This is a genomic window from Streptomyces sp. NPDC086077, from assembly GCF_040686175.1.
In the GTDB taxonomy this organism is placed as follows: domain Bacteria; phylum Actinomycetota; class Actinomycetes; order Streptomycetales; family Streptomycetaceae; genus Streptomyces.
Window position 1 is genome coordinate 1 of the sequence record NZ_JBFBJT010000139.1, and the last position, 19589, is coordinate 19589.

Below are 19589 nucleotides of genomic sequence, written 5' to 3' on the forward strand. Positions count from 1 at the left end.
TGACCAAGTCGGACCTGGCCCCGCCCGGCAAGCTCCTGGAGCTGTACGGCGACCTCGACATCCCGTACGTCGTCACCAGCCGCGAGGAGCTGGAGAGCGGCGACGCCGCGGAGCGGGTGTTCGCGCAGCTGGACGGCAGGGTCACGGCGTTCGTCGGGCACTCCGGCGTCGGCAAGACGACCCTGGTCAACGCACTGGTGCCGGAGGAGCGGCGGCGGTCGACCGGGCATGTCAACGCGGTGACCGGCCGCGGCCGGCACACCACCACGTCGGCGCTCGCCCTGCCGCTGAACGGCACGGACGGCTGGGTGATCGACACTCCGGGCGTACGGTCGTTCGGGCTCGCGCACGTCGACCCGTCCCGGGTCATCCACGCCTTCCCCGACCTGGAGCCGGGCACGGAGGGCTGTCCGCGCGCGTGCGGCCACGACGAGCCGGACTGCGCGCTGGACCAATGGGTGGCCGACGGGCACGCCGACCCGGCCCGGCTCTACTCGCTGCGGCGGCTGCTGGCGACGCGGGAGCAGCCGGAAGCGGACTGACCGTTCCCGTTGTTTCTCTTCACGCGGGGTTTGTCGGCCTACGGCTCCGGTAAGGGCATAATCGCAAAAGCCGGATGCCAACCCAGAAAAACGCCTACAAGCGGTCACATTACGTGGAGAAACGGGGAGGACAGCACATGGCGTGGCTGCTGGTCATCGTGGCCGGGTTGCTCGAGACCGGCTTCGCGGTCTGCCTGAAGCTGTCGCACGGCTTCACCAGACTCTGGCCGACCATCGCGTTCGCCGTCTTCGCGCTCGGCAGCTTCGGTCTGCTGACGCTCGCGCTGCGCAAACTCGACGTGGGTCCCGCCTACGCGGTGTGGACCGGCATCGGCGCGGCGGGGACGGCCATCTACGGCATGATCTTCCTGGGCGATCTCGTCTCCACGCTGAAGATCGTCTCGATCAGCCTGGTCATCATCGGCGTCATCGGTCTCCAGCTGTCCGGCTCGGCGCACTGAGGTGCACTGCGGTGCGCTGAGGTGCACTGAGGTGCGCTGACGAGCGGGGGCTCACACCGGCTGGCGATGAAGTGCGCCGCGCACCAGGTCCACGACGCCGCCCTCGCCGGGCGGCGCGGCCACGCAGGAGAGCGCGAGTCGCACGACCAGCTCACAGGAGCGGGCCAGGTCGACGCCGTCCGCCTGGGGCACGCCGGGTCCGCGCAGCACCGTCACGGCGCGGTCGCGGACCAGCGCCACGAAGTCGCCGGGCGAGGGCAGGGGCCCGTCCGCCCGCCGTTGCGCCGGGACCGCGGAGGAGGACGGCACCGCCGACAGCGTGGGCGAGGGCAGCCGCTCGCTCCAGCAGCCGGTGAGCAGGGCGCGGACGAGCGCGTTGTCGCGGGCGGCCGAGGTGGTCCACTCGGCGGCCGCCGTCAAACGGTCGCGGGCGTCGCCGTGCGTGACGAGGGCCCGTTCGACGCCGGCGAGATAGCCGTCGGCCTCCCGCCGCACCAGGGCTCTGGCCAGCCCCTCCTTGCTGCCGAACTCGTTGTACAACGTCTGCCGGGACACCCCGGCCGCCGCTGCCACGTCCACCATCCGCACCGCGGCCCACGGCCGCCGCGCGAGCGCCGTGTAGGCGGCGTCCAGCAGAGATTCCCGGGCAGCAGGCATCGGCGCCTCCCTGGGGGGACGGACTCTGCGCCCAGATTTGACGCGTACGCGAGCACTGTCAAGGGTTCGCGCAGGTCGTCGGGGTGGGGAGCCGAACGGGCCACGTCCGCCGGCGTGCGCGGCGCGCGGACATGCCCTGGTGGAGACCTCGCGCCGGAGTGCGCGCCCCCGCCGAGCGCCCCGCCGAATGCCGCAACTCGCCACCGTGGCCCCCTGTAGCTCCGTACGGACCATGACAGATACGGTTCCTCACATGCCCGACTATCTCGACGACCTGCGTCTGACCCACGTCCTCGCGGACGCCGCCGACGCCGCGACGATGGACCGCTTCAAGGCCCTCGACCTCAAGGTCGAAACCAAGCCCGACATGACGCCGGTCTCCGAGGCCGACCGGGCCGCCGAGGAGCTCATCCGGGGCCACCTCCACCGGGCCCGTCCACGGGACGCGATCCTCGGCGAGGAGTACGGCGTCGAGGGCACGGGCCCCCGCCGCTGGGTCATCGATCCCATCGACGGCACCAAGAACTACGTGCGCGGGGTCCCCGTCTGGGCGACCCTGATCTCCCTGATGGAGGCCGCGGAGGGCGGCTACCAGCCCGTCGTCGGTCTTGTCTCCGCGCCCGCCCTGGGCCGCCGGTGGTGGGCCGCGAAGGGCAACGGCGCCTTCAGCGGCCGCAGCCTCACCTCCGCGAGCCGGCTCCAGGTCTCGCGCGTCTCCAAGCTCTCGGACGCCTCCTTCGCGTACTCCTCCCTCTCCGGGTGGGAGGAGCAGGGCCGCCTCGGCGGCTTCCTTGACCTCGGCCGCGAGGTGTGGCGCACGCGCGCGTACGGCGACTTCTGGCCGTACATGATGGTCGCGGAGGGGTCCGTCGACATGTGCGCGGAGCCGGAACTGTCCCTGTGGGACATGGCGGCCAACGCGATCATCGTCACCGAGGCGGGCGGCACCTTCACCGGCCTGGACGGCCGCCCCGGCCCGCACAGCGGCAACGCGGCCGCGTCCAACGGCGTGCTGCACGACGAACTACTGGGCTACCTCAACCAGCGGTACTGAACGCCTACTTGTTGACCGGTGCTTTACCTGCCACCCTGAAGGTCCCCCCACTTGTGAATTTGTGAACGATGAACAAAGGGGCGGGGACACTCCAGGAGGTGGCTCCATCCATGCTCGTACGTGACGCCATGAGCACAGTCGTCCTCACCATCGGCCCCACCCACACCTTGCGCCAGGCCGCCGCGCTGATGTCCGCCCGCAGAGTCGGTGCGGCCGTCGTCCACGACCCCGACGCCGGCGGCATCGGCATCCTCACCGAGCGCGACATCCTGAACTCCCTAGGCCTCGGCCAGAACCCCGACACCGAACAGGCCCACGACCACACCACCACCGACGTGGTGTTCGCGGCCCCCTCGTGGACCGTGGAGGAGGCGGCCCGCGCCATGGCGCACGGCGGCTTCCGGCACCTCATCGTCCTGGACGGCGGCGAACCCACCGGCATCGTCTCGGTCCGCGACATCATCCGCTGCTGGGCACCGGTACGGCAGCAGGTGCCCGCCTGAGCCCCAGAAGCACAAACCTACGGGCGCGCGAACGGGCCGGATCTCCCCCATGGGGGATCCGGCCCGTTCTTCTCGGCAAGCGGTCCAGTGCTGGTTGTGTCAGCCGCGCAGGGCCTGCACCGCGGCCTCCAGCCGCTTGCCGAAGTCGGCGTCCGCCTGGCGGAAGTTGTCGATGGCGCGCGCGGCGATGTCGTCGCGCGAGACGCCCGAGATGGCGCCGGCCAGGTTGCCGATCAGACGCTCCTGCTCGTCCGCCGACATCAGCCGGTAGAGGTTGCCCGCCTGGACGAAGTCGTCGTCCTCGGCGTGCACCGGGGTCGGGTGGTTGCCGGTGCCGCCGGTGAAGCCGTCGAACGGCTGCCACAGCGCACGCCCGGTCTGGGCCGGACCCCCGAAGCTGTTCGGCTCGTAGTTCTTCGCACCGCCGTGGCGGCCGTCGTACAGGGAGCCGTCGCGGGAGTTGGTGCGCGCCTCGGTGGCGTGCGGGCGGTTCACCGGCAGGTGGTCGGCGTTGATGCCGACGCGGTAACGGTGCGCGTCGCCGTACGCGAAGAGGCGGCCCTGGAGCATCTTGTCCGGGGAGGGGCCGATGCCCGGCACGAAGTGGGCGGGGCTGAAGATCGACTGCTCGACCTCGGCGAAGACGTTCTGCGGGTTGCGGTTGAGCTCCAGCTTGCCGATCTCGACGACCGGGTAGTCCGCGTGCGGCCACACCTTGGTCAGGTCGAACGGGTTGAAGCGGTACGTCGCCGCGTCGGCCGCCGGCATGATCTGCACGCCCACGGTCCAGGACGGGTACTCGCCCCGCTCGATGGACTCGCGCAGGTCGCGCTGGTGGGAGTCGGGGTCCTTGCCCGCGAGGACCTCGGCCTCCTCGGCGGTGAGGTTCTTGATCCCCTGGTCGGTCTTGAAGTGGTACTTGACCCAGAAGACCTCGCCGGCCTCGTTGTTCCACTGGAACGTGTGCGAGCCGAAGCCGTCCATGTGACGGTACGAGGCGGGGATGCCGCGGTCGCCGAACAGCCAGGTCACCTGGTGCGTGGACTCGGGAGACAGGCTCCAGAAGTCCCAGACGTTGTCCGCCTCCTGCGAGCCGGTGTACGGGTCGCGCTTCTGGGTGTGGATGAAGTCCGGGAACTTGATGGCGTCCCGGACGAAGAAGACCGGGGTGTTGTTGCCGACGAGGTCGTAGTTGCCCTCCTCGGTGTAGAACTTCAGCGAGAAGCCGCGCGGGTCCCGGACGGCGTCCGCGGCGCCCAGGTTCCCGGCCACCGTCGAGAAGCGCAGGAAGACCTCGGTCTGCTTGCCGACTTGGGAGAGGAACTTGGCCCGCGTGTACGGGGTCACGTCGGCGGTCACCGTGAACGTGCCGTAGGCACCGGCGCCACGGGCGTGCACGACACGCTCCGGGATGCGCTCACGGTTGAAGTGGGCCAGCTTCTCCAGCAGCAGCTGGTCCTGGACGAGGACCGGGCCGCCCGCGCCCGCGGTCTCGCTGTTCTGGTTGTCGGCCACCGGAGCACCGGCCTCCGTCGTGAGCGGTCCCTGGGTCACGTGCGCCTCCTGCGTCATCCTTGCGTCTTCCTGCCCGTGGCCGATTTCCTGTCCTTCGACCAGAGCCGAACTCGATCCTACAATGGACTTTGTCTAAGTCAAGTACCGCTCCAAAGTCACACCTGTTCGGAATTTATTCCCCGTGCTGGTAAAGTGGTTGTCATGAGTGACCTTCTGGAACGGCTGCGTGGACGCGGATGGCGGATGACCGCGCAGCGGCGCGTCGTGGCCGAGGTCCTCGACGGCGAACACGTCCATCTGACGGCCGACGAGGTGCACGCCAGGGCTGTCACCAAGCTGCCCGAGATCTCCCGGGCGACCGTCTACAACACGCTGGGCGAGCTGGTCTCCCTCGGTGAGGTGCTCGAGGTCAGCACGGACAAACGCGCCAAACGCTACGACCCGAACGCGCGCCAGCCGCATCACCACCTGGTCTGCGCCCAGTGCGGCGCGATCCGTGACGTCCACCCCACGGGCAACCCGCTGGCCGACCTCCCCGACTCGGAGCGCTTCGGCTTCACGGTCTCGGACGTCGAGGTCACGTACCGCGGAGTGTGCCCGAACTGCGCGGCGGCGTAAGCCCGCAGCTGTTTCTCCGCCTGCTGAGCAGCCCCCGGCGCCGATCGGTCGCCGGGGGCTTCTCTTCTGTCTGGGCCCGTGCGGCCGCACAAACGCCAAGGGCCGGAGTCCAGTAAATGGACTCCGGCCCTTGGCCTTCAGTAGCGGGGACAGGATTTGAACCTGCGACCTCTGGGTTATGAGCCCAGCGAGCTACCGAGCTGCTCCACCCCGCGTCGATGAATGCAACGTTACGTCAAGGACGCGGGCAGAAGCAAATGACTTGAGCGGCGGCCCCTGAAGGGACCGTCGACGAGTCCGGCATCAAGCCGACAGTTCCTCCCGCAGCGCATCCCGCAACCGCGCCGCCCGCTCGGCGACCTCACCCGGGCCGAGCGACACCGCACGATCGGCCCACCGCTGCCCCTCCGCCAGCTCCCCGCGACGCGCGTAGACGAGGGCCAGCCGCAACGCCGCCCGCCCATGCCCCGCGTCGGCCGCCCGCGTCCACCAGACCGCCGCCTCCGGCTCGCTCCCCTCCCGAGCCAGCAGCAGCCCCAGATTGAACGCCCCGTTCCGCGACCCCGCCTCGGCCGCCTCCCGGTACCAACGGGCCGCCTCGACGACGTCGCCCCGTGCGGCCGCGAGCATCCCGACCCGCACCTGCGCCCGCCGATGCCCCTGGGTCGCCGCCCGCTCGTACCACTCCTCGCACTCGGACTTCTCGTGCGACGGCTCGCCCAGCTCGTGCGGCGACACCGGTGGCCGCCGGGCGTCGAGCACGGCCGCCAGCCGATACGCCGCCTCCGCGCTGCCACCCCCCGCCGCGCACCGCAGGTGCCGCTCCGCTTCGCGCTCGTCGCCGTCCCGCAGCCGTGCCATCCCGACCTGCAGGGCCGCCTCGACGTGCCCGGCGGCCGCCGCCCGCTCGTACCACCGCAGCGCGGCCGCGTCCTCGCCCCGCTTGGCGTGCAGGATCCCCAGGTTGAAGGCGGCGTCGACGCTCCCCACCTCGGCGGCCTTGGAGAACCAGGGCTCCGCCCCGCTCTCGTCGCCCCCCTGGAGCAGCAGGATCGCCAGCGCGTTCGCCGCCTCCCGGTGCCCGGCGTACGCCGCACGTCGGTACCACTGCTCGGCCTGCGCGATCCGCCGCTGCTCCGCGCAGAGCAGCCCGAGGTTGTACGCCCCGTTGACGTCGCCGGCGTCCAGGGCGGCCCGGTACCACCGCTCGGCGGTCTGGGTCTCGCCCCGCTCGGCGTGCAGCGCGCCCAGCGCGTTGGCCGCGTTGCCGTCGCCGTCCTGCGCGGCCCGCAGCCACCACACGGCGGCGCTCTCCTCGTCCCCGGCGTCCCGCAAGAGGAACCCGAGCGCGCAGGCGGCCCGGGGCTCCCCGTCCTTGGCGGACGTCAGATACCAGCGCCCGGCCTCCTTCAGCTCCCCGCGCTTCTCCAGGATCGCCCCGAGATGGAGCGCGGCCCGCCGATGGCCGCGCGCGGCGGCCTGCCGGTACCACTGCTCGGCCTCCGCCTCCGGAGAAACGCCCGTTGAGGCATCCCTGGGAACGCCCGAGGACGTCCCCGCAGAAGCGTGCGGAGCGGCACCCGAAGCGGCCGGAGCGGCCCCGGTGGCGGCCGGGCCGCCACCCTTGCCACCTGACCCGCGCGTGATCACGACACCGTTGTCAGCCCCGGCCCCGCCCTCGCGCACCCCTCGGCGATCAAGCGTGCGAGCCAGCCGGTACGCCGCCTCCCGGTGCCCCCGCTCGGCCGCGACCCGCATCCACTGCTCGGCGCCCCCGTCCCCTCGGTGCTCCAGCAGATCGGCCAGGGCGTACGCCCCGAGAACGTGCCCCTGCTCGGCGGACTGCCGCAGCCAGTACTCGGCGGCCGGCTCGTCGCCCCGCTCCCGGTGATACCGTCCGAGCGCGTGCGCGGCGGCCGCGCTGCCCGCGACGGCGGCGATCCGCCACCATCCGGCGGCCTCGTCGGCGTACCCCCGCTGATGCAGCAGAACGCCCAGGTTGTTCGCGGCGGCGCGGTCGCCCTCGGCTGTCGCGGCGCGCAGGTGGGGTTCGGCTCCGTCAAGATCGCCACGGCGCAGCAGCATGGCCCCGAGGACACTCATCGCCTCGACGTCACCGGCCTCGGCGGCGAGCCGCTGACGCGCCTCCTCGACCGCCTCGCCCGTTTCGTCCCGGGTTTCCTCCTGGCCGGCAGGCTGCACAAATCGCCCTGTCTCGAACAGAGTTGCCTTGTCCCCCATAACGTCCATCGTCGCACCACCTGCAACCTGGGTACACCTCGTATACCGCAGCCAGTGAGGTCACTTCAGCGTTTTGTCGACATGCCCACAGAGAGACAAGTCAAACACAGATCCCTCAACTCCCCACGGCGGCACGGCGATATCTCATGTCGGCACATGCGTTCGCACACCACGAAGGCCCGGATCCTTAGAGGATCCGGGCCTTCGCCTTGGCCGACGTCACGTCGACTTCAGTAGCGGGGACAGGATTTGAACCTGCGACCTCTGGGTTATGAGCCCAGCGAGCTACCGAGCTGCTCCACCCCGCGCCGTTGTTCTGCAACCGTATCACGGCGCGGGAGGAGCTTTTCGATCAGCCGCTCTGTGGACTGCCGCTCGGACTCGGACTGCTGGTGGCGCCGTCACGGCCACCGCCGCCACCACCGGTGCCGCCGGCCCGCGACTGCGCCTCCTCGGCCCGCCGCAGCGCCGCCTCCAGGTCCTTCTGGGCCCGGCCGTACGCCTCCCAGTCGCCGTTCTTGAGCGCCTCCTGGCCGGTCTCGAAGGCCTTCTGCGCGTCGTTGAGCGCCTCCTGGACCGTCGGGTTGTCGCTCGTCGGCGGCGGTGGCGTGGTAGTGCCGTCGCCGGTGCCCTCGTCCGGCGGCGGGGCCGAACCCTGCGCCCCGAACACCTTGTTGAGGGCCTCGTCGAGGGTGTCCTCGAACGCGGTGTTGCCGCCGTAGCTCACCAGCACCTTGCGCAGCAGCGGGTACTGGAGTCCGCCACCGCGGACGTACACCGGCTCCACGTACAGCAGACCGCCGTCCAGCGGCACGGTCAGCAGGTTGCCGTACTCCACCTCCGAGTCGCCGCCTCTCAGCAGCCGGATGGATTCGGCGATGTCCTGTTCGGAGTTGAACTGGCTCTGGACCTGCTTGGGTCCGTTGACCGTCGTACTCGTCGGCAGTTTCAGGATTCTGATCTTGCCGTAGTCGCTCTTGCCCGCCTCGGCGTCGACCGCCATGAACGCGCTGAGGTTGTCCCGGCCGTTGGGCGTGAACGTCGTCGTCAGCGAGAACGCCTGATCCGTCTGGTCGGGCATCCGCATGCTGAGGTAGTACGGCGGCACCGCGTCGCCCGACTTGTTGGTCGGCTCGTCCGGCACCTGCCACACCTCGCTGCCACTGAGGAAGGTGTCGGCGTCCTTCACGTGGTAGCGGGTCAGCAGCTCACGCTGGACCTTGAACAGGTCCTGCGGGTACCGGAGATGGTCCATCAGGTCGCCCGAGATCTCGCTCTTGGGCTCGACCGTGCCGGGGAACGCCTTCATCCAGGTCTTCAGGACCGGGTCCTGGGTGTCCCACTGGTAGAGCTTGACCTCACCGGTGTACGCGTCGACGGTCGCCTTCACCGAGTTGCGGATGTAGTTGACCTGGTTCTGCTGGGCCACCACCGCGCGCTGGTCGTTGGTCGCGGTCAGCGAGTCGGCCGTGGTGTCACCGAGGGTCGTACGCGAGGCGTACGGGTATCCGTTCGTGGTCGTGTAGGCGTCGACGATCCACTGGATCCGGTTGTTGACGACCGCCGGGTAGGCGTCGCCGTCGATGGTCAGCCAGGGGGCTACCGCCTCGACGCGCTGCTTCGGCGTGCGGTTGTACAGGATCCGCGAACCGTCGCCGATCGCGCCCGAGTAGAGGATCTGCGGCTCGTTGAGGGCGACGGCGTAGGCGGCCCGGTTTATCGGGTTCTCGAGGTTGACGCCGCTCTTGCCCTCGTAGCTGTAGGTCTTCTCACCGCTGTCGTCGGAGTAGTCGATCTCCTTCTGGGGACCGCCGACGATCGAGTAGGTGTTGGTCTTCTCGCCGTAGTAGATCCGCTGCTCGTACGAGCCGAGCTGGCCCTTGGACGGCAGGTCGGACTCGGTGAAGACCGGGCGGCCCTCGGAGTCCACGGAGGTGCCCTTCGCGGCGACCGCGCCGTAGCCGTGGGTGTAGCGGAAGTGGTTGTTGATCCAGTTCTTCTTGTCGATGCCCGCGTAGTTCAGCTCGCGCAGACCGATGACCGTGTCCTGCTCCTTGCCGTCCGCGCCGTAGCGGTCGACGTCCAGGTTTGTCGGGAAGGCGTAGTACTTCCGCATCTGCTGGAGCTGCTGGAAGGTCGGCGAGATGATGTTCGGGTCCATGATGCGGATGCTCGCCGTGGAGTCGACGTCGTCCCGCAGCTTGGTGGTGTCCTTGGTGTTGGACGTGCCCGAGTACTCCGTGACCTGCGTGCCGTCGATGCCGTACGCCTCACGCGTGGCCGCGAGATTCTTCTCGACGTACGGGGCTTCCTTGGCCTGCTCGTTCGGCTGGACCTGGAACTTCTGCACGATCGCCGGGTACAGCCCGCCGATCAGGATCGCCGACAGCACCATCAGGCCGAAGCCGATCAGCGGCAGCTGCCAGGTGCGCCGCCAGATCGTGGAGAAGAACAGCAGGGCGCAGATGACGGCGATGCAGAACAGGATCGTCTTGGCCGGCAGGTAGGCGTTGGCGTCGACGTACCGCAGGCCCGTCCAGTTGTCCGTCGCCTTGAAGTCACTGGACTTCACCGCCAGGCCGTACCGGTCGAGCCAGTAGGCGACCGCCTTCAGCGTGACGAAGATCCCGATGAGCACCGACAGGTGCCCGGTCGCGGCGGCCGTGGCGCGCGCGCCCGGGCTGGTGACGCGCAGCCCGCCGTACAGGTAGTGCGTGAGCGCGGCGGCGATCAGGGAAAGGATCGCGGCGGCAAATCCGAAGCCCAGCATGAACCGGTACCAGGGCAGGTCGAACGCGTAGAACGCGACGTCCAGATCGAACTGCGGGTCCTTCTGCCCGAACGGCACGCCGTTGACCCACATCAGCCAGGTGCGCCACTGGCCGGAGGCGGAGGCGCCCGCGATCAGGCCCACCAGGGCGGTGATCGCGAACAGCAGCCACTTCTTGTACGGCGCGATGCCCATCCGGTAGCGGTCGAGGCTCTGCTGCTCCATCGACATCGCGCTCAGCGGCGGGCGCAGGCGGTGGGCCAGCCAGATGTTGAACCCGACGGCGACGGCCATCAGCAGGCCGAAGACGAAGAAGAGCCCGATCTTGGTCAGCAGAGTGGTGGTGAAGACGGACGAGTAATTCACCGACCGGTACCAGAGCCAGTCCGTCCAGAAGCCCGCGAACATGGTGAACGCCATGCCGAGCACGGCAAGGACACCCAGTGTCATGAGCAGGGTCCGGACACGCCGGGACGGGCGGCCCACTCTGATCCGTGGCCCCGTCGGGCCTCCGCCGCGGTCCGGCATCTGGAAAGCCAAGGTGGCACCTCGAAAATCGCTGTTGGTCTGTCAGGCCCCCGTTTTCGTGGGCCGTGCTGGGGCCCCGTGATCGTAGGGCCTCACCTATGCAACTTACTCACGCTTTACTCGGTTCCCGGTTCGGGGTGGGAACGAGGCAGGATTGTGACCATGTCCAACACACCCATGGCGGCGAACCCGCTCACCCGGGCCGTTCTCGAGATCGACGAGTACGCCTCCGGCCTCGGCTGGGACCAGCCCGCACGCCTTTTCGCCCTCGTAGACACCGCACAGCTGCGGGCCCAGGAACCCGCGCTGGCGAGGCAGCTCGGCCTGGGTGACGAGCCGGAGGCGGCCGGTCTCACCCCGATCGAGCAGGACGAAATTCCAACGGACAAGCCGCTCGACGAGTTCCTCGGCACCATCGCCTGGCCCGGGGCGGTGGCCGGCTGCGCGCTCACGGTGGAGCGGCTGATGCTGCCGCCGACCGCCGAGGCCCAGGTCCCGGACGATCTGGACGAGGCCGCGCTCACCAGGTGGGTCGCCCGGCATCCCGAGCGCCAGGAGGTCCGCATGACGGTCGCCGTCCTGCGCGACGGCAGCCGTGACTCGGCCCTGCGGCTGCGTGAGAAGGACTCCCCGACGGAGGTCCTCACCGGGTCCGAGCTGGTCCCGGGCCTCGCGGAGGCACTGGCGGCCACGTTCGCGGACTGAGGGGTTCCGGTACGACGCCGGGCACGCGCCCGTGTGCCCGGTGTACGGCGCCGGGGGCGTCCTCGATCATGAGGGCGCCCCGGCGCCGTACCGGCCGGACCCGCCGGTCAGCCCTTGGCCGTGCACTTGGGCAGGTCGGCGGTGTCGCCGGCGCGGATGTCCTTCAGGGCGGCGAGGGCGTCGTCGATGGTGTCGACCTTGACCAGGGTGAGACCGTCGGGGGTGTCCGTCGCGGCGGCCGCGCAGTTGTCGGCGGGCGTCAGGAAGTACTCGGCGCCCTTGCTGCGCGCGCCCACCGTCTTCATCTCGATGCCGCCGATCGGGCCGACCGTGCCGTCGTCGTCGATCGTCCCGGTGCCGGCGACGAAGGAGCCACCGGTGAGGGAGCCCGGGGTGAGCTTGTCGTAGATGCCGAGCGCGAACATCAGTCCGGCGCTCGGGCCGCCGACGTCGGCGAGCTTGATGTCGATGCTGAACGGGAAGGTGTGGTCCGTACCGGCCGAGATCCCCACGATGGCGCGCTTCTCGCCGGCGTCGTCGGAGGTAGCGGTGGTGATCGTGACCTTCTCCGTCCGCAACGGGTCGCGCTTCTCCTTCTCTGCGGCGGCCTGCTCCTTGGCGGGCACGATCGTGAAGACGACGTCCTCGCCCGGCTTGTGCTTGGTCACCAGTTCGGCCACGTCGCCGGGGGCCTTCACCGCCGTACCGTCGACAGCCTTGATCACATCGCCGGCGTGCAGCCTGCCCTCGGCCGGGGAATCCTTCACCACGGTGGAGACGATCACCCAGGAGGACACCTTGACGCCGAGTTCCTTCAGGGCCGCGACCTTCGCGCTCTCCTGGGACTGGCTGAACTCCTCGGCGTTCTCCTGCGTGGACTCCTCCTCCGTCTTGCCGTCCGGGTAGAGGGTGTCGTGCGAGACGACCTTGTTGTCGTGCGCCAGCCAGCCGTAGACGGCCTCGACGAGGTTCATCCGGTAATCGGCGCTGGTCACGCGGACGGTGGTCATGTTGAGGTGGCCGTCCGTCGGGTATGTCTTGCGCCCCGCGATCCGCAGCACCGGCTCGCCGTCATGGTCCCCCAGCGTGTTCACCGTCGGCCCCGGGGACATCTCCGCGTACGGCACGGGGATGAGCACTCCCGCGCACAGGAGCGCGATCAGCATCAGGGTGGAGGCGAGCATCGTCGCGGTGCGGCGTGGCATGTCACGACAGTACGGGACGGGCGTGTCGGCGCACCGTCAGGGCCGCCTCACGGGTCACGGACCGGTGTGGGACTTCTCCATGGCCGCGCGGAAGCGCGCGTAACCGTCCAGCTCGGGGCCGTCGCTTCGGGTTCTGCGGGTCCTGTTGGCCCATGTGCCCCACAGACCCGCGCCGACAGCAGCCACAAGCGGAATCAGCAACCAGGCGAGCGCCGCCATGCCGACCTCCAACCCCATGAGCGCAACTGACTGATCAGCAGATTAACCGTTCGCACTGACAACGCTCATACCAGGGGTGTGGTTACGCAACCGGAGTCGCCCGGCTGGAGGCTCAGCAGGCGCCGACCCACTCCTCTGTGCCGTCGGAGAACTTCTGGTGCTTCCAGATGGGCACTTCGTGCTTGAGGTCGTCGATCAGCTTCCGGCAGGCCTCGAAGGCCTCACCTCGATGCGGGCAGGACACGCCGACCACGACGGCGATGTCACCGACCTTCAGATCCCCCACACGGTGGACCGCGGCCAGCGCCCGTACCGGGAACTCGGCGACGACCTTCTCGGCGACGCGCCGCATCTCGTCCTCGGCACCGGGGTGACAGGAGTACCCGAGTTCGTCCACGTCGGCACCCCCGTCGTGGTTCCGCACGGTCCCCACGAACAGGGCGGTCCCCCCGGCGGCGTCGTCCCCGACGGCCCTGAAGACCTCGTCGAGGGAGAGCGGCGTCTCCCGGACGCCGATCAGCTTGATGGGCTCCTGGGCGCCCTGCTCCCCGGGGTGATCGTTACTGGCTGCCATGCGTCCATCGTGCCCCACGCGCGCGGAGCACGGAATAGCGCTTTCGCCCTGTACGCGCGTGCGGGGGCTTGGAGCCTCCTACAGGAACGCCGCGGCCACGGAGCACGGTGCGCCTGCGCCCGCGTCTGCCCGCACGTCGCGGGCCGTGCCCGCCTCAGATCCGGCGTCGCGCCTTCCTGGCCCGGCGCACCACCGCAGCCGCACCGAGCAGCGCGACCGTCGCTCCCGCGGCGCCCGCCGCCGTCGCGTCCTTGCGCCCCAGCCGCCGTCCGGCGACGGTGTGCCGCCCGGAGACCTCCTCCAGCAGCTCGGCGAGAACCTCCTCGTTGGTCCACTGTGCCCGCCACCCGGCGTCGTGCAGCCGGCTGCCACTGATCACCCAGGGATACATCGTGTACGCCAGATCCCCCGCCGGAGAGGGCGTCAGCCCGATCCGGTGCAGCCGGGCGGCCGCCCCGAGCGCCACCGCCGACGGCAGCTCCATCCGCCGGATACCGCTCAGCTCCTCGACCTCCTCCTGCTCCAGCCACCCGTCGCACCCCACGGCGAGCTCCCCGTCGACCTTCTCCAGGACGGCGTACTCCAGAGCGCTGCACAGGTCCTCGACGTGGCAGAACTGCCAAGCCGGCCGCGACCCCGCGACGACGAGCAGCCGAGGTGACTCGAAGTACCTGGTCAGCGCGGTGTCCGTGCCGCCCACGAGGACGGCGGGACGCACCACCGTGACGTTCAGTCCCGGGTGCGCCCGGGGCGCCCGCCGCGCCAGCCGCTCGATCTCCAGCAGGTCCCCGACGCCGGTGGCCTCCGCCGTCGCCCGCAGCTCGGCGTCCTCCGACAGCGGCAGCTCGTTGTCCGGCAGCGCCCCGTAGACCATCGCCGACGTGCAGAGCACCACCCGGTGCACCCCGACCGCCGCGGCGGCGGTCAGCACGGTCTGCGTACCACGCACGTTGTACGCCGTCCGGGCGGCCGCGTCCGTCTCCAGGTCCAGGTCGAGGGCCAGATGCACCACGACGTCCGCGCCCCGCAGCTTCTCGGCGATCGCGGGATCCCGCACGTCGAGGATGTGCCATTGCGCCTCGGCGCACTCCCCGCGCCGCTCGTCGATAGCGATGACCTGCCTGATCTCCTCCGACGCGGCCAGCCGCGCGGTGAGCAGCGCGCCCACGCCGGACGCGGCGCCGGTGACCGCGACGACGGGTCCGCGCAGGGCGGAGGGGGTTGAGTGGTTTCGCGCTGCGCGAACCTGCGGATCTGGGGAACTCACCGGGTGTCTCCAGCGGTTGTCTTCACATACGAGCGCGAGTGACGCGTACGTACCAGGTGGCATCCATCCTGCCGCAGCCCGTGAGTCGGCGAAGCACCGAGGCCCGATCCGCCCGGGGTGTCTAGGCTGGGTGGTGTTGTCGGGCAGTCGCGCCGCCGGCGGAGACCGGCGGCCTTACCAGCCGAGGAATCCCGTGAGTGACACCCCATTCGGATTCGGCCTTCCGCCGGAGGAGCCGGAAGACGGCGACGAGGGCAAGAAGAAGGACCAGCAGAGCGGTGGTGGTCAGGGACCGGCCAACCCGTTCGGATTCGGCGGGCTGCCCGGTGCCGGAGGCTTTGGCGGCCCCGGTGCGGACAATCCGCTCGCTGCCATGTTCGGTTCGCTGAACCCCACCGACCTGGGCGCCGCGTTCCAGCAGCTGGGCCAGATGCTCTCCTACGAGGGCGGCCCGGTGAACTGGGACATGGCCAAGCAGATCGCTCGCCAGACCGTCTCCCAGGGCACGTCGGACGGCACGAAGGACGCGAGCGTCGGCCCCTCCGACCGCACCGCGGTCCAGGAGGCCGTCCGCCTGGCCGACCTGTGGCTTGACGACGCGACGTCCCTGCCGTCCGGCGCCGCCTCGGCGGTGGCCTGGAGCCGCGCGGAGTGGGTCGAGGCGACCCTGCCCGCGTGGCAGGAGCTCGTCGACCCGGTCGCCGAGCGTGTCGGCGCCGCCATGGGCGACGTCCTGCCGGAGGAGATGCAGGCCATGGCGGGCCCGCTGATCGGCATGATGCGCTCGATGGGCGGCGCGATGTTCGGTACGCAGATCGGGCAGGCCGTGGGCGTGCTCGCGGGCGAGGTCGTCGGCTCGACTGACGTCGGCCTGCCGCTCGGCCCGGCCGGCAAGGCCGCGCTGCTGCCGGTGAACATCGAGGCTTTCGGCAAGGACCTGGGCGTGCCCAAGGAGGAGGTACGGCTGTATCTCGCCCTGCGCGAGGCCGCCCACCAGCGCCTCTTCGCTCACGTGCCCTGGCTGCGCTCGCACCTGTTCGGCGCGGTCGACGGGTACGCGCGCGGGATCAAGGTCGACACGGCCAAGCTGGAGGACGTGGTTGGCCAGTTCGATCCGCAGAACCCCGAGCAACTGCAGGACGCGCTCCAGCAGGGCATGTTCCAGCCGGAGGACACGCCCGAGCAGAAGGCGGCGCTGGCCCGTCTGGAGACGGCTCTGGCACTCGTCGAGGGCTGGGTGGACGCCGTGGTGCACGCCGCCGCCAAGCCCCGCCTGTCGTCCGCCGACGCGCTGCGCGAGACGCTGCGCCGCCGCCGTGCGACGGGCGGCCCCGCCGAGCAGACCTTCGCGACGCTGATCGGTCTGGAGCTGCGCCCGCGCCGGCTGCGCGACGCCTCCCGCCTGTGGGCGTCCCTGACGGACGCGCGCGGTGTCGACGGCCGGGACGCCCTGTGGGCCCACCCGGACATGCTGCCGACCGCGCACGACCTGGACGACCCCGACGGCTTCGTGCACCGGGAGCAGCTGGACTTCTCTGAGCTGGACAAGATCCTCGGCGAGGCGGCGGACAAGCCGGACCTCCGCAAGAAGGACCAGGACGAGGGTCCCGAGGGCGGCGAGGGAGCGAAGGGCGCCGAGGGCAATGACGGCGGCGACGCCAAGGGCGACGACGCCGAGTGAGCCTGCATGCCGACGCGGTCCTCGTACTGAAGAGCTACGAGGACCAGGAAGAACTGCGTCAGACGTATCTGGACCACCTGGCGGCCCACCCCGACGGCATGTGGAAGGCGTGCGCGGACGGTCACATCACGGCGAGCGCCCTGGTGATCGACCCGGAGCACGGGCGGGTGCTGCTCACCCTGCACCGCAAGCTGCGCATGTGGCTCCAGATGGGCGGCCACTGCGAGCCGGAGGACGCCTCGCTCGCCGCGGCGGCCCTGCGCGAGGGCACCGAGGAGTCCGGGATCCCGGGGCTGTCACTGCTGCCCGGCGGCCCGGTGCGCCTGGACCGCCACCTCACGCCGTGCGCCTGGCACCTCGACGTCCAGTACGCGGCGCTGGCCCCGGCCGGAGCCGTGGCGGCGATCAGCGACGAGTCACTGGACCTGCGCTGGTTCGGTTACGACGAGCTCGCGGAGGTGGCCGACGAGTCGGTCGTACGGCTGGTGCGGGCGACCCGCGCCAGGCTGTGAGCGTGTAAGGGGCGCCCGCACTGGCGGCCACCCCTTACGCGTTCGCTTTCCGGGCGGTCAGCTCCAGACGTTGCCCTGGTTCTGCCCGCGCGCCCCGTGCTGCCCCATGCCGAACTGCGCGGCGGCGCCCTGCCCGATCATGGCGTTCTGCGGCGGCAGCAGCTCGCTGGGCTGGACCAGCACATGACCGGTGCCCATGAAGCTGAGCTCCCAGCCCTCGCCGGTGTTGCCCCGGCGACGCCACACTCCGGAGGAGTGCGTCTGCGCCTGCATCTGCACCCGCAGGGCGGTGGACCAGGCGACGATCGCGTCGGCGTCGCAGTTGACGTACTTGTCCGGCGTGACCTGCATCATCAGGGGCGCGCCCGAGGTCATCAGGGCGACCTTGCCACGGCCGGTGATGTTGAGCTGGTACTTCCCGGAGCCGGAGATGCCGTAGAGGCTGTCGACGGCGATGACCTCGTGGTGCAGCCCGGAGTCCATCGCCAGCACGTAGCTGCTGTCGACGGTCAGTCCCTCCTGGTCCACGTCGATGAGGTGGACGTGCTGCTTGAGGTTGGCGAGATAGACCGTGCCCTGCCCGTGGCAGCGCATCAGGTCCAGGCCCTCACCGGTGCGGGCACGCGCGCGTGTGGCGCTGTTGCCCTGGTACTCGGCGTCGAACTCGACGAGCCCCTGGTAGGCGACCATGGTGCCCTTGCGGGCCAGGATGTCGTCGTGGCCCTCCAGGGCGACGCGCAGCATCTGCTTGTTCTGCAGGCTCCAGCGTTCCTGGCTCTGCTGGTCGTTGTGGGCGAAAATCGGACTCTGCATGGTGTGGTGCTCCCCCTCAGCCCCGGACCCGGATGCGGTCTGTGCTGTCCTCGCTGGGCTGGACGACGACGATGCCCTCTCCGGAGAAGGCCATCTGATAGGCCTCGCCGCTGCCCCTGCCGATCAGCGACTGCGCCTTGAAGCTGCGCTTGCCCTTCACCTTCAGGTTCGGGGACCAGGCGACGAGCGCGTCCGGGTCGACATAGGTCTCGTTCTCGCCGCCGCCGCAGTCGACGACGATCGGCTTGCCCCGGGAGGTCAGCGCGACCCAGCCCTGCCCGGAGATCCTGGTGTTCCACAGGCCCTGGCCGGCGAACTTCGCGAGCCCCTTGACCCGCTCGACGCCCCAGGTGAGGTGGGCGTCGAAGGCGAGCAGGTTGGTGGCGTTGACGGAGATGCCGTCGCCGTTGAGGTTGATGACGACGACGTTGGCGCCGTAGTCGGCGAGGTAGAGCAGTCCGTCACCGGCGCACTTCATCAGGGGCGCGCCCTCACCGGTGAGCCAGTCCTTCGCGACCTGGCGCACGGCCGGCGGGTTGGGCTCGTACTGGATGAAGCCCTCGTAGGCGACCATCGAGCCCACGCGCGCGAGGAGGTCGTTCCCGGTCTGCATGGCGACCTTCAGCATGTGGTTGCCGTGGTTCTCCATGCGGGCGGTGACGGGTGCGGGAGCGTAGCCCGCGAGCGGCTGGTTCATGACGGGCTCTCCCTCAGATCTCGTACGGCTGGACGACGATGAAGTTCCCGGGCGCGCCGCGGAACTGGAGGTTGACACTCTCGCCGGTGTCGCCGGGGTAGGCGTTGCGACGCATCCGTACCTGGCTGGAGACGATCACCTGGGAGGCGGAGGACCAGGCGACGACGGCGTTGCAGTCCGCGAACGTCGTCGGCGTGACGGGCAGCACCACGGGCGTGCCGTGCGTCTTGACGACGATGGTGCCGGTGCCGGTGAACTGCATCGTGAACAGCGCGCCGCCGGGGATGCCGTGGCCCTCGATGCGGCGTACCTCGTACTGAAGGCTCTCGTCGAACGCGAGGACGTTCTCGGCGGAGACGCAGATCCCGTCGCCCTGGAGTTCGATGGGGTGCAGCATCGTGGAGCTCTCGGCGAGGAACACCTGCCCCTGACCCGTGCAGCGCATCAGCTGCATCTCCTGGCCGGTCGCGTTGCCCACGATCCGGCCGCTGAACCCGGCGCCCTTGTGGCTGAAGTCGACCTTGCCCTGGTAGAGCACCATGCTGCCCTGCCGGGCCAGCACCGGCTGTCCGCCGATGCCGAGGTCCACGCGGACCAGCTTCTTGTTCTGCTGCGTCCAGCGCTGCCCGGTCGGCGTCTCCTTGAACTGCTGGAGCGCACCGGCGACACCGGGTGCCTGTCCGGTGCCCTGGGGCGCGGTCTGCGGAGCACCGTAGGGAGCCTGGCCGTATCCAGGGGGCGGCGTCGGCTGTCCGTAACCCGGGGGCGGCGTCGGCTGTCCGTAACCCGGGGGCGGGGTCGGGGCCTGCGGGGCGGGCGGCTGTCCGTAGCCGGGGGGCAGCGGGGCCGTCTGGCCCGGTGCCGCCTGGCCGTACGGAGGCTGCTGCTGGGGCGGCTGCCCGTACGGGGGCTGCGGCTGGCCGCCGTAGGGCGCCCGGAGTTCGGCGGCACTCCCCCGCCCTACCCCCTGCCGGTGCCCCCGGCCGCCGGCGTCCTGCCCGCCCCGACGAGGGCGCCGGAATCGCCC

19 protein-coding genes and 2 tRNA genes are annotated in these 19589 nt (G+C 70.4%); 8 read left to right on the top strand and 13 right to left on the bottom strand.

Annotated elements, in window-relative coordinates:
* Both AB0O67_RS29690 and AB0O67_RS29695 read left to right on the top strand, forming a co-directional pair.
* Positions 1-542, top strand: a 542-nt coding sequence (locus tag AB0O67_RS29690) for a ribosome small subunit-dependent GTPase A (RefSeq protein WP_365456534.1), incomplete at its 5' end; no start/stop codon positions are given.
* A 137-nt stretch (positions 543-679) separates the two neighbouring features.
* Positions 680-1003, top strand: a complete 324-nt coding sequence (locus tag AB0O67_RS29695; protein ID WP_365456537.1) for a multidrug efflux SMR transporter — start codon at positions 680-682, stop codon at positions 1001-1003.
* 51 nt (positions 1004-1054) lie between these two features.
* On the opposite strand, the gene AB0O67_RS29700 is transcribed toward AB0O67_RS29695, so the two are convergent.
* Complete coding sequence (locus tag AB0O67_RS29700; RefSeq protein ID WP_365456540.1) at positions 1055-1660, bottom strand: TetR/AcrR family transcriptional regulator; 606 nt, start codon at positions 1658-1660, stop codon at positions 1055-1057.
* Positions 1661-1913: 253 nt separating this feature from the next.
* Between AB0O67_RS29700 and hisN the strand changes: the two genes are divergently transcribed.
* Both hisN and AB0O67_RS29710 read left to right on the top strand, forming a co-directional pair.
* On the top strand, positions 1914-2714 hold the full coding sequence (hisN, locus tag AB0O67_RS29705) for a histidinol-phosphatase (RefSeq protein ID WP_365456543.1): 801 nt from the start codon (positions 1914-1916) through the stop codon (positions 2712-2714).
* Positions 2715-2824: 110 nt separating this feature from the next.
* Positions 2825-3217 carry a CBS domain-containing protein gene (locus AB0O67_RS29710; protein ID WP_365456546.1) on the top strand — a complete coding sequence of 131 codons (393 nt, stop codon included), beginning with the start codon at positions 2825-2827 and terminating at the stop codon, positions 3215-3217.
* Between the two features lie 99 nt (positions 3218-3316).
* On the opposite strand, the gene AB0O67_RS29715 is transcribed toward AB0O67_RS29710, so the two are convergent.
* Entirely contained in the window at positions 3317-4771 is a 1455-nt protein-coding gene (locus tag AB0O67_RS29715) for a catalase (protein WP_365456549.1), read from the bottom strand.
* A 162-nt stretch (positions 4772-4933) separates the two neighbouring features.
* On the opposite strand from AB0O67_RS29715, the gene AB0O67_RS29720 reads away from it, so the two are divergent.
* Positions 4934-5350 carry a Fur family transcriptional regulator gene (locus AB0O67_RS29720; protein ID WP_365456552.1) on the top strand — a complete coding sequence of 139 codons (417 nt, stop codon included), beginning with the start codon at positions 4934-4936 and terminating at the stop codon, positions 5348-5350.
* A 141-nt stretch (positions 5351-5491) separates the two neighbouring features.
* Here the strand turns inward: AB0O67_RS29720 and AB0O67_RS29725 are convergent.
* From AB0O67_RS29725 to AB0O67_RS29740, 4 genes are all read right to left on the bottom strand, one after another.
* A tRNA-Met gene (locus AB0O67_RS29725) sits at positions 5492-5565 on the bottom strand.
* An 88-nt stretch (positions 5566-5653) separates the two neighbouring features.
* Positions 5654-7600 (bottom strand): tetratricopeptide repeat protein, encoded by a 1947-nt coding sequence (locus tag AB0O67_RS29730; protein WP_365456555.1) that lies wholly within the window; start codon positions 7598-7600, stop codon positions 5654-5656.
* A gap of 225 nt (positions 7601-7825) precedes the next feature.
* Positions 7826-7899: transfer RNA gene (locus AB0O67_RS29735), tRNA-Met, on the bottom strand.
* A 44-nt stretch (positions 7900-7943) separates the two neighbouring features.
* The gene (locus AB0O67_RS29740) at positions 7944-10889 is read right to left on the bottom strand and encodes a UPF0182 family protein (RefSeq protein WP_365456584.1); all 2946 of its coding nucleotides are present in this window, start codon (positions 10887-10889) and stop codon (positions 7944-7946) included.
* A 162-nt stretch (positions 10890-11051) separates the two neighbouring features.
* Between AB0O67_RS29740 and AB0O67_RS29745 the strand changes: the two genes are divergently transcribed.
* Positions 11052-11594 (top strand): PPA1309 family protein, encoded by a 543-nt coding sequence (locus AB0O67_RS29745; protein ID WP_365456557.1) that lies wholly within the window; start codon positions 11052-11054, stop codon positions 11592-11594.
* Positions 11595-11701: 107 nt separating this feature from the next.
* Here AB0O67_RS29745 and AB0O67_RS29750 read toward each other — a convergent pair whose 3' ends face one another.
* From AB0O67_RS29750 to AB0O67_RS29765, 4 genes are all read right to left on the bottom strand, one after another.
* On the bottom strand, positions 11702-12799 hold the full coding sequence (locus AB0O67_RS29750; RefSeq protein ID WP_365456560.1) for a PDZ domain-containing protein: 1098 nt from the start codon (positions 12797-12799) through the stop codon (positions 11702-11704).
* 54 nt (positions 12800-12853) lie between these two features.
* Positions 12854-13036 (bottom strand): hypothetical protein, encoded by a 183-nt coding sequence (locus AB0O67_RS29755; protein WP_365456587.1) that lies wholly within the window; start codon positions 13034-13036, stop codon positions 12854-12856.
* A 94-nt stretch (positions 13037-13130) separates the two neighbouring features.
* The gene (locus AB0O67_RS29760; protein WP_365456563.1) at positions 13131-13592 is read right to left on the bottom strand and encodes a molybdenum cofactor biosynthesis protein MoaE; all 462 of its coding nucleotides are present in this window, start codon (positions 13590-13592) and stop codon (positions 13131-13133) included.
* A gap of 154 nt (positions 13593-13746) precedes the next feature.
* Positions 13747-14859: an SDR family oxidoreductase gene (locus tag AB0O67_RS29765; RefSeq protein ID WP_365456566.1), complete on the bottom strand. Its 1113-nt coding sequence runs from the start codon at positions 14857-14859 to the stop codon at positions 13747-13749.
* Between the two features lie 193 nt (positions 14860-15052).
* On the opposite strand from AB0O67_RS29765, the gene AB0O67_RS29770 reads away from it, so the two are divergent.
* Together AB0O67_RS29770 and AB0O67_RS29775 are read left to right on the top strand one after the other, a co-directional pair.
* A complete protein-coding gene (locus AB0O67_RS29770; protein WP_365456569.1) occupies positions 15053-16540 on the top strand; it encodes a zinc-dependent metalloprotease in 1488 nt (495 codons plus the stop codon).
* On the top strand, positions 16537-17052 hold the full coding sequence (locus AB0O67_RS29775) for an NUDIX hydrolase (protein WP_365456572.1): 516 nt from the start codon (positions 16537-16539) through the stop codon (positions 17050-17052). Before AB0O67_RS29770 ends, AB0O67_RS29775 begins: the two co-directional genes overlap by 4 nt.
* Positions 17053-17109: 57 nt before the next feature.
* Here the strand turns inward: AB0O67_RS29775 and AB0O67_RS29780 are convergent, their stop codons facing one another.
* The 3 genes from AB0O67_RS29780 to AB0O67_RS29790 all read right to left on the bottom strand — a co-directional run.
* Entirely contained in the window at positions 17110-17865 is a 756-nt protein-coding gene (locus AB0O67_RS29780; RefSeq protein WP_365456575.1) for an AIM24 family protein, read from the bottom strand.
* 16 nt (positions 17866-17881) lie between these two features.
* Positions 17882-18562: an AIM24 family protein gene (locus AB0O67_RS29785; protein ID WP_365456578.1), complete on the bottom strand. Its 681-nt coding sequence runs from the start codon at positions 18560-18562 to the stop codon at positions 17882-17884.
* 13 nt (positions 18563-18575) lie between these two features.
* A partial coding sequence (locus AB0O67_RS29790) for an AIM24 family protein (RefSeq protein WP_365456581.1) occupies positions 18576-19589 on the bottom strand: 1014 nt, incomplete at its 5' end.